Raw genomic sequence first — 8,399 nt, 5'->3', positions numbered from 1 at the left:
CCCTATCTCGGGGGCGGCCGTACCTCCGAGTACGGCCGCGCGGTCGTTCTCGCCAAGGCCCGCGAGCAGCACTCCCGTCTCCCGCCACACCTTGGCGTAGTCTCCGGCGAGGATGGCCACCGGCCAGTCACTGCCGAACATCAGCCGGTCGGGGCCGAACACCTCGATCGCGTGGTCGACGTAGGGGCGGAGGTCCTCGGCGGTCCAGGTCTCGGCGTCGGCGGCGGTGTTGAGGCCGGACACCTTGGCGTGCACATTGGGATGCTCGGCGGCTCGGGCGATCAGCGACGCCCACGGCTCCCAGCCCTTCTCCCTGATCGGCGGCTTGGCCAGGTGGTCGATGACCAGCCGCAGCCCGGGGACACGCTCGGCGAGGACCGGCACGTGCTCCAGGTGCCTGGGCAGCACCGCGACCACGTCGAACGGCAGCCCCGCCGCCGCGAGGAGGCCCAGCCCCTCGACCACCGAGTCCTGGATCACCCAGTCGGGGTCGGGATCGTCGTGGATGAGATGCCTGACCCCGGCGAACCTCGGGTGCCGTCCATAGCGCTCCAGCGCCTCGGCGGCCTCGTCCGGCCGGTTCAGCGGAACCCAGCCCACCACGGCGGCGATGAAGTCGTGGGCGTCCGCCTGCGCCAGCATCGCGTCGGTGTCGGCGTAGGCGTCGGCGGCCTGGACCAGCACGGTCCGCTCCACACCTGCGTCGGCGAGCTGCCCGAGGAGCTCTTCGGGGGCGAAGGTGCGGTGGATCGGCCCCGCCTCCGGCGTCAGCCAGGAGTAGGAACCCGTCTCCAGGTTCCAGAAGTGCTGGTGGGCATCGATGACGGCCATCCACCGCTCCTTTACGATCGATCGTTTGAGTTTGCACAAGCTAGGGCGCTCCAACGGGGGTGTCAACGCCGCTGGATCCTGGGAGTTCGTCAGCGTGGCGGTGGCTGTACGAACTCCAGGGCGATCTCATCCGGGTCGGGGAAGCAGCAGGCGAACCCGCCCCGCGTCGGCCCCGGCGGTGATCTCGTTGGGCGGCGAGACGAACTGATACGGGCCGGTGCCGGACACTCGCTCCCCCGAGACGAGTGTCCGGCACCGGCCCGTACGCCCGCCGCCCGGTTTCCCGCTATGCCGGTGACATCACCGGGTCGTCCGAGCGCGCGGCGGGCGGGGTGTCGTCGCCGTCATCGTCGTCGTCCAGGAGGGTCGTCTCGTCGAACGGGACCCTCCCCGCCAGCACCTCGGCCGCGCGCTCCCGGTCGAACTCGCCGGTCCAGGTGCCGACCAGGACCGTGGCGACCGCGTTGCCCGCGAAGTTGGTCAGCGCCCGCGCCTCGGACATGAAGCGGTCGATGCCGACGATGAGACCGACACCGTCGACCAGGTCGGGGCGATGGGACTGCAGGCCCCCGGCGAGGGTGGCCAGGCCGGCGCCGGTGACCCCGGCGGCGCCCTTCGACGCGATCATCATGAAGACCAGCAGGGAGATCTGCTCGCCGAAGGAGAGCGGTGCGCCGGTGGCGCTCGCGACGAACAGCGTGGCCATGGTGAGGTAGATGGCGGTGCCGTCCAGGTTGAAGGAGTAACCGGTCGGCACGGTGATCCCGGCGACCGGCCTGCTCACGCCGAGGTGCTCCATCTTGGCGATCAGCCGCGGCAGTGCCGACTCCGACGACGAGGTCGACAGGATCAGCAGGAACTCCCTGCCCAGGTAGCGCAGGAGCGAGGGCAGCCCGATCCGCGCCACCAGCCAGAGCATCGGACCGAGGATGACGAACACGAAGAGCAGGCAGGTCACGTAGAAGGCGAGCATGATGACGCCGAGGCTCTTGAGCGCGTCCACGCCGGTGGCGCCGACGACCGCGGCCATCGCGCCGAAGGCACCGACGGGGGCGGCCCACATGATCATGGCGAGGATCCGGAAGACGAGCCGCTGGATGTGCGCGATGCCGTTCAGCACGGGCCTGCCGCGCTCGCCCATCGCCTGCAGGGCGAACCCGGCGAGCAACGCGACGAGCAGGGTCTGCAGCACCTCACCCTCGGTGAACGCCGACACCAGCGTGGTGGGGATGATCCCGAGCAGGAACGTCACCGTGTCGCTCTCGCCGCCCTTGGCCGCCTCGGCCTCGGCGGCCTTGCGGAGCTCGTCGGTGAGCGCGAGGCCCTGCCCGGGGTCGATCAGGTTGCCCACGATCAGGCCGATGCCCAGCGCGACCGTCGACATGGCGAGGAAGTAGCCGAGTGCGAGACCGCCGACCTTGCCGACCTTGGCGGCCTTGGTGACGGATCCGACGCCGAGCACGATGGTGCAGAAGATGATCGGGCTGATCATCATCTTGATCAGGGCGACGAAGGCGGTGCCGAGTGGCTTCAGCTCCTTGCCGATATCGGGAGCGACGAGCCCGACCGCGACGCCGGCGATCACGGCGGCGATCACGGCTATGTACAGGTAGTGTGTTCTGTCTCGGGCCGCGCTCATGCGTGTCTCCACCGTGGTAGAAGAAAAATCCGGTCGAGCGACTATCCGCCGACGCTGTGATCTAAGTCACCATTGCGTACATTTCGTTCGTGAACTTGCGGGAGCTTTCCAAACAGGTGCGTGGCTGGAGTCTGGCCAGGCAGATGCTGGCGCTGCAGATCGTCGTCGTGGGCGTCACCGTGACCGGTGGCGCGCTGCTCGCCTTCCTGCAGATGCGCGACCTGCTCGTCGAGGAGGCCGTCGGCACCGCCAGGGCGGTGACGATCAGCGTGGCCGACTCCCCCTCCGTCCTCGCCTCCCTGGGCGATTCGGCGGTCCTGCAGCCGTACGCGGAACGGGTGAGGCGGGAGACCGGGGTCGACTTCATCACGATCATGAGTCTGGACGGCGTGCGCTACACGCATCCCAACCCGGCCCAGATCGGCCACCGCTTCCTCGGCAACACCGCACCCGCCCTGGCCGGGCAGACCTTCACCGAGACCTACACCGGCACGCTCGGTCCCTCGGTCCGCGCCGTCGCCCCGGTCCGCGACGACCGCGGCCGGGTGAGGGCCCTGGTCAGCGCGGGCATCACGATCAACAAGATCAGCGTCAGGCTCCGCGGCCAGATCGCCGGCGCCGCGCTGATCGGCCTGCTCGGCCTGTCCCTCGGCGGGGCGGGCACCTACCTGGTCGGGGCCCGGCTACGCCGCCAGACTCACGGCATGGGCCCCACCGAGCTGAGCCGGATGTACGAGTACCACGACGCGATCCTGCACGCCGTACGGGAGGGACTGCTGCTCGTCGACGACGCGGGCAGGGTGACGCTCTGCAACGACGGTGCCAGGGAGCTCCTCGGCCTCGCGGGCGAGGTGAACGGACGGCACGTCACCGAGCTGGGCCTTCCCTCCGCGCTGGGCGAGCGGCTCTCAACTGCCGAGAACCGCACCGACGAGATCCATATGACCGGGGAGCGGACGCTGGTGGTGAACGCGGCGGTGGTCCGCTCCGGCAACCGCTCGCTCGGCACCGTGGTCACCCTCCGCGACCACACCGAGCTGCAGTCCCTGGCCGGGCAGCTGGACGCCGAGCGCGGCTTCGCCGACTCCCTGCGGGCCGCCGCGCACGAGTCGGCCAACCGGCTTCACACGGTCATCACCCTCGTCGAGCTGGGCCGCGCCGAGCAGGCCGTGGCGTTCGCGACCGCGGAGATCAGGGCCGCACAGCAGCTCACCGACCGGGTGGTGGGCGCCGTACGCGAACCCGTGCTCGCCGCGCTGCTGCTGGGCAAGAGCGCCGCGGCCGGGGAACGGGGGGTGGAGCTGGCGATCGCCGCGGACAGCGAGCTCGACGACCTCGGCCTGGACACCCGCGATCTGGTGACGATCGTCGGCAACCTGATAGACAACGCGGTCGAAGCGGCCATGGCGGGAACCCCGCCCGCCCGGGTGGAGGTGCGGTTGCGCGCCGACGAGACGGCCTTCGTGATCAGCGTGGCCGACAGCGGCCCGGGGCTCGACCCCGCGACGGCGGGCGAGGCCTTCCGCAGGGGATGGACCACCAAGGGCGACGGCCGCGGCCTCGGGCTGGCCATGGTCGGCCAGGCGGTTCGCCGCCTGGGCGGAACGATCGAGGTCGGCGGGACCGTCGAGGCTGGTCACCCGGTGCGGGCACCCCATGCGACGGGGACGGCCCATACCGTCCCGGAGAGCGAGACGGGCGCGGTGTTCACCGTACGGCTGCCGCCGCATGGAAAGGAAACGTGATGATCTCGGTACTGGTGGTCGAGGACGAGGAGATCACCGCCGAGGCGAACCGGGTCTTCGTGGAGCGGGTGCCCGGCTTCCGGGTGGCGGGGGTGGCCAGGTCCGGCGGGGAGGCGTTGCGCTTCCTGCGGCGCCACCCGGTCGATCTGATCCTGCTCGACCTCTACCTGCCCGACATGCACGGTCTTGAGGTGTGCCGGACGCTGCGGGCGGCGGGCGTGATGTCGGACGTCATAGCGGTCACCTCGGCGCGGGACCTGTCGGTGGTCAGGTCCGCGGTCTCCGTCGGCGTGGCCCAGTACCTGCTCAAGCCGTTCACCTTCGCCTCGCTCAAGGAGAAGCTCACCCACTACGCGGAGTTCCGCTCGTCGGTGGAGGGCCTGGGAGAGGCCAGTGGCCAGGGCGAGGTGGACCGCACGCTGGCGGCGCTGCGGGGCCCGGCGCAGAGCCTCCTGCCCAAGGGGATGACCCAGGCCACTCTCGACGCCGTGCTGGTGGAGCTGCGCAAATCCCCCGGCGGCCTGTCGGCCCAGACCACCGGGGCGGCGATCGGCGTCTCCCGGGTGACCGCCCGCCGCTACCTGGAGCACCTGACGGAGAGCGGAATCACCCGCCGGGTTCCCCAGTACGGTGGGGTCGGCCGGCCCGAGCTGCTCTACCGGGTCGTTTGACGCCCTCCGGAAGCACGGCGGCACCGGACCTGGTAGGAAAAAGGGCAGCCCGCCCTGTCACCCGCGGGCGAAGGAGCCGACCATGACCTTTTTCACCGCCTCATCGAGGCTGCTCGGGACGGTGTTCGTCGTCCAGGTGCTCGGAGAGCTCGACTACCGGCACGCCCCCGCCTTCCGCCTGGAGATGGAGAGGGCATGGGAGGTCGAAGCGCCTTCCCTGATCGTGGCCGATGTCACGGGGCTCACCTTCTGCGACTCCACCGGGGTCGCGGAGCTGATCCTGGCGCTTCAGCGAAGTCGCGCCCTGGGTGTCCGTCTGGCGCTCGTCGGCGTGCACGGCACCCTGGAGCGCATTCTCGCCATCACCGGCCTGCGCCCCTCCTTCGAGGTCTTCACCTCTGTCGAGGAGGCGCTGCAGGAGGCCTGATCAGCTGTTGCCGTTGTCCAGCGGCACCCGAGGGGCGTCGATGATGACATCCGAGAAGATGTCGACCGCCAGGGCGACCACTCCGCCGATCGCGACGATCCCGGTCCCGATCCAGAAGAACATCCAGTTGGGGCCGAGGCACAGGGCCACGCCTCCCACGGTGAACCCCAGCAGAATGATGATCACCGCAAGCCAAGACTTCGGACTTCCTCCGTGGCTTCCAGCCATGAGCCTTTCCTCTCCACATGAATCAGTGATGCGCGCCGTCCGCCGCGGCGATCACCCGGTTCAGCGACCGGTGGAGCTCCTGGAGTTCCTCCAGGTTCATTCCCAGACGCCTGACGATCGCCGGCGGAACCTTCTCCGCCTCGTCCCGCAGCCCTCGGCCCTCCGGCGTGAGCGAGACTGCCAGGACACGCTGGTCCTGGCCGTCACGCTGCCTCCGGATGTAGCCAACGGCCTCGAGACGCTTCAGCAGCGGGGACAGCGTACCGGGGTCGAGTCTCAGTAGCTTGCTCAGCTCCTTGACCGACAGCGGCGCCTGCTCCCAGAGGGCGAGCATGACCAGATACTGGGGGTGGGTCAGCCCCATCGGCTCCAGCAGCGGCCGGTAGACCCCGATGACGTTGCGCGAGGCGACCGCCAGGGCGAAGCACACCTGGCTCTCCAAACTCAGGGGATCAGTCATGTCACTCACGCACACCTCCACCCGACATAGTACGATAATTAATGCACAAACTATTATCGCCCCAAGTATCGGCGAGCAAAGGATCCCCATGTTTCACAGCAAGTCGATCGAGGAGCGGATCGCCGAGCGCCAGGCCGCGCGCCCCGCGCTCAAGGAGGGCCGGCACTTCGAGCACGGCCCGGCGAAGTTCGTCTTCGTCTTCGTGATCGTCTTCGTGGTCGTCGGCCATCTCGCCGGACTGCTGCTGCTGATGGCCATGGACCTGAACTAGCGGGAGTGCCCGCCCTCCCGTGTCACCACACGTCCCGGCCGCCGCCAAAGGCACCGCCGCGGGCACCGGCGGCGACCGGCCCTCGCGGTCAGGCCCGCGACGCGTTCCAGCCAGCCGGACCCATGTTCGAAACATGAGAGGATGAGGTCCGGCTGGCCAGGGTGGGACCGTCCGCCCGGATCAGCCAGATCGGCCAGATCAGGAGGTCTGCATGTCTGACGTCACGCCGGAGGAGCCTGAGAGTTCCGACGACGAACTGAAGCGCAAGTTCCGCGAGGCCCTGGAGCGCAAGAAGCTCGCCCAGGCGGACGCGAACGCCGGGGGCAAGGGGAAGAACGCCTCGAAGATCCACGGTGCTCACGGCCCGGCTGCGGCCAAGCGCTCCTTCCGCCGCAAGAGCGGCGGCTGAGCCGCGTATCCGAACCGGGTCCGGATGCCCCGGACCGACCGCCGCCCCGCTGGCGTCCGGCCAGCGGGCGGCACCCACTCACTCGCGGAGCCACCCCCCTTTGAAGGGCACCGTGCGCCTGCAATAGGCTGCGCCCGTGCGTGATCTTGGCGAGGACCCCCGACCGGCTCGGGGCGCGGTCAGCGAGGTCTACCGTGTCGACCGGGCGGCGACCCTGAACTACTCCCCCGACCTCGACGGCCTCGCCGACCCCGGCGAGATCGTCTGGGCCTGGGTCCCCTACGAGGAGGACCCGAACCGCGGCAAGGACCGGCCGCTGCTGGTCGTCGGCCGCCACGGGCGCAAGCTGCTCGCGCTGATGCTGTCCAGCCGAGGCGGCGGCGACGACCCGAGCGACTGGCTGGAGCTCGGCCCCGGCCGCTGGGACCGGGAGAACCGCGTCTCCTACCTGCGCCTTGACCGGATCTTCACCCTCAACGAGGACGACATCCGGCGGGAGGGCTCCATCCTCGACGCCGAGCGCTTCGCCCGCGTGGCCGCCGTGCTCAAGCGCACCCACGGCTGGGCCGCCGACGGCTGAGGCCGTCCCTCCGAGGCCGGGAAACGCCCCGCGCGAACCCGCTGGAAAGCGGCGGGGCGGGTCAGCATCCTGTTGTCCCATGGACAGCAGACGACTGGTTCGAGTCTCCAAATATCTCTCCGCGCACCTCCGGCACCAGCCCGAGCGCATCGGGCTGGTCCTCGGCCCGCAAGGGTGGGCGGACATCGACGCCCTGCTCGCCGCCGCCGCGCGGCACGGCTTCGCGATCGCCCGCGACGAGCTCGCGCAGGTGGTCGCGGGCAACGACAAACGGCGCTTCACCATAGAGGGTGACCGGATCCGCGCCAACCAGGGCCACACGGTCGAGGTCGACCTGGACCTTCCCGCGGTCGAGCCGCCCGAGGTCCTGTTCCACGGAACGGTGGGCTCGCGCGTGGCCGCCATCAGGAAGGACGGCCTGCGGCCGATGACCCGGCACGCGGTGCACCTGTCCCCCGACCGGGAAACCGCGACCCGGGTGGGTGCGCGCCGGGGCAGGCCGGTCGTGCTGGTCGTTCGCTCAGGCGAGATGCACCGGGCGGGTCACGAGTTCCAGATCAGTGCCAACGGTGTCTGGCTGACCGCCCACGTGCCGTCCGCCCACATCTCGTTTCCCGGCTGAGGGAACCTCACCCTCGGCGAGGGTCACCGTTTCCAACGCACTCCAAAGTCTCGGGCATCCGCCCCTTCAGGCCCATGCGTGCCCGCATTCCAGGTAAACACCTAGGTTTTTCATGCTCGACTCAGCCTGACGGAAGCCGACCATTGACGTTCCAACATACTCGGGTGTAAATAAAGCTGAAACAACATTGAAACGGCGGTGAATCAACAGCATGTACGCCGAGGAGCGGCAGCAGGAGATCCTGCGCCGGGCGCGGACCGTCGGACGTGTGGACGTGGTGACGCTCTCGGAGGAGTTCGCCGTCACCACCGAGACGATCCGCCGGGACCTGACCGCGCTGGAACGCGCGGGGGTGCTGCGGCGCGTGCACGGCGGCGCCATTCCAGTCGAGCGGCTGGGGTTCGAACCCGAGTTGGCCGCCCGCGATGAGGTGATGACGGCGGAGAAGGAGCGTATCGCCAAGGCGGCGCTGGCCGAGTTGCCGCAGGATGGCGCGATCATCATTGACGCGGGTAC

At 69.6% G+C, this 8,399-nt stretch carries 12 protein-coding genes; 8 read left to right on the top strand and 4 right to left on the bottom strand.

Annotated features, from left to right (window positions below):
* The coding region (locus ABZU75_RS43670; RefSeq protein ID WP_355568488.1) for an amidohydrolase family protein at positions 1 to 831 on the bottom strand (831 nt) is incomplete at its 3' end.
* A gap of 286 nt (positions 832 to 1,117) precedes the next feature.
* Positions 1,118 to 2,470 (bottom strand): cation:dicarboxylase symporter family transporter, encoded by a 1,353-nt coding sequence (locus tag ABZU75_RS43665; protein WP_355568485.1) that lies wholly within the window; start codon positions 2,468 to 2,470, stop codon positions 1,118 to 1,120.
* Between the two features lie 89 nt (positions 2,471 to 2,559).
* On the opposite strand from ABZU75_RS43665, the gene ABZU75_RS43660 reads away from it, so the two are divergent.
* From ABZU75_RS43660 to ABZU75_RS43650, 3 genes are all read left to right on the top strand, one after another.
* Entirely contained in the window at positions 2,560 to 4,215 is a 1,656-nt protein-coding gene (locus ABZU75_RS43660) for a sensor histidine kinase (protein WP_355568482.1), read from the top strand.
* Positions 4,215 to 4,886: a response regulator gene (locus ABZU75_RS43655; protein WP_355568479.1), complete on the top strand. Its 672-nt coding sequence runs from the start codon at positions 4,215 to 4,217 to the stop codon at positions 4,884 to 4,886. The genes ABZU75_RS43660 and ABZU75_RS43655 overlap by 1 nt, the downstream gene beginning before the upstream one ends.
* Before the next feature lie 82 nt (positions 4,887 to 4,968).
* Positions 4,969 to 5,313 (top strand): anti-sigma factor antagonist, encoded by a 345-nt coding sequence (locus tag ABZU75_RS43650; RefSeq protein ID WP_355568476.1) that lies wholly within the window; start codon positions 4,969 to 4,971, stop codon positions 5,311 to 5,313.
* On the opposite strand, the gene ABZU75_RS43645 is transcribed toward ABZU75_RS43650, so the two are convergent.
* Both ABZU75_RS43645 and ABZU75_RS43640 read right to left on the bottom strand, forming a co-directional pair.
* Positions 5,314 to 5,541 carry an HGxxPAAW family protein gene (locus ABZU75_RS43645; protein ID WP_355568473.1) on the bottom strand — a complete coding sequence of 76 codons (228 nt, stop codon included), beginning with the start codon at positions 5,539 to 5,541 and terminating at the stop codon, positions 5,314 to 5,316. It lies immediately after the preceding gene.
* A 22-nt stretch (positions 5,542 to 5,563) separates the two neighbouring features.
* Positions 5,564 to 6,001: a MarR family transcriptional regulator gene (locus ABZU75_RS43640; RefSeq protein ID WP_350927371.1), complete on the bottom strand. Its 438-nt coding sequence runs from the start codon at positions 5,999 to 6,001 to the stop codon at positions 5,564 to 5,566.
* An 88-nt stretch (positions 6,002 to 6,089) separates the two neighbouring features.
* Here ABZU75_RS43640 and ABZU75_RS43635 point away from each other — a divergent pair, with 88 nt between their 5' ends.
* The 5 genes from ABZU75_RS43635 to ABZU75_RS43615 form a co-directional block, all read left to right on the top strand.
* Entirely contained in the window at positions 6,090 to 6,272 is a 183-nt protein-coding gene (locus tag ABZU75_RS43635; RefSeq protein WP_350927369.1) for a hypothetical protein, read from the top strand.
* 211 nt (positions 6,273 to 6,483) lie between these two features.
* Entirely contained in the window at positions 6,484 to 6,681 is a 198-nt protein-coding gene (locus tag ABZU75_RS43630; protein ID WP_343960976.1) for a DUF5302 domain-containing protein, read from the top strand.
* A 136-nt stretch (positions 6,682 to 6,817) separates the two neighbouring features.
* Positions 6,818 to 7,261 (top strand): type II toxin-antitoxin system PemK/MazF family toxin, encoded by a 444-nt coding sequence (locus ABZU75_RS43625; RefSeq protein ID WP_355568467.1) that lies wholly within the window; start codon positions 6,818 to 6,820, stop codon positions 7,259 to 7,261.
* A 79-nt stretch (positions 7,262 to 7,340) separates the two neighbouring features.
* Complete coding sequence (locus ABZU75_RS43620; protein WP_355568464.1) at positions 7,341 to 7,883, top strand: RNA 2'-phosphotransferase; 543 nt, start codon at positions 7,341 to 7,343, stop codon at positions 7,881 to 7,883.
* 211 nt (positions 7,884 to 8,094) lie between these two features.
* The coding region (locus ABZU75_RS43615; RefSeq protein WP_355568462.1) for a DeoR family transcriptional regulator at positions 8,095 to 8,399 on the top strand (305 nt) is incomplete at its 3' end.

The organism is Streptosporangium sp. NPDC005286 (genome assembly GCF_040607515.1).
In the GTDB taxonomy this organism is placed as follows: Bacteria; Actinomycetota; Actinomycetes; order Streptosporangiales; family Streptosporangiaceae; genus Streptosporangium.
The sequence above is the reverse complement of the archived record's forward strand: the minus strand, read 5'-3'. Positions and strand labels throughout refer to the sequence as shown.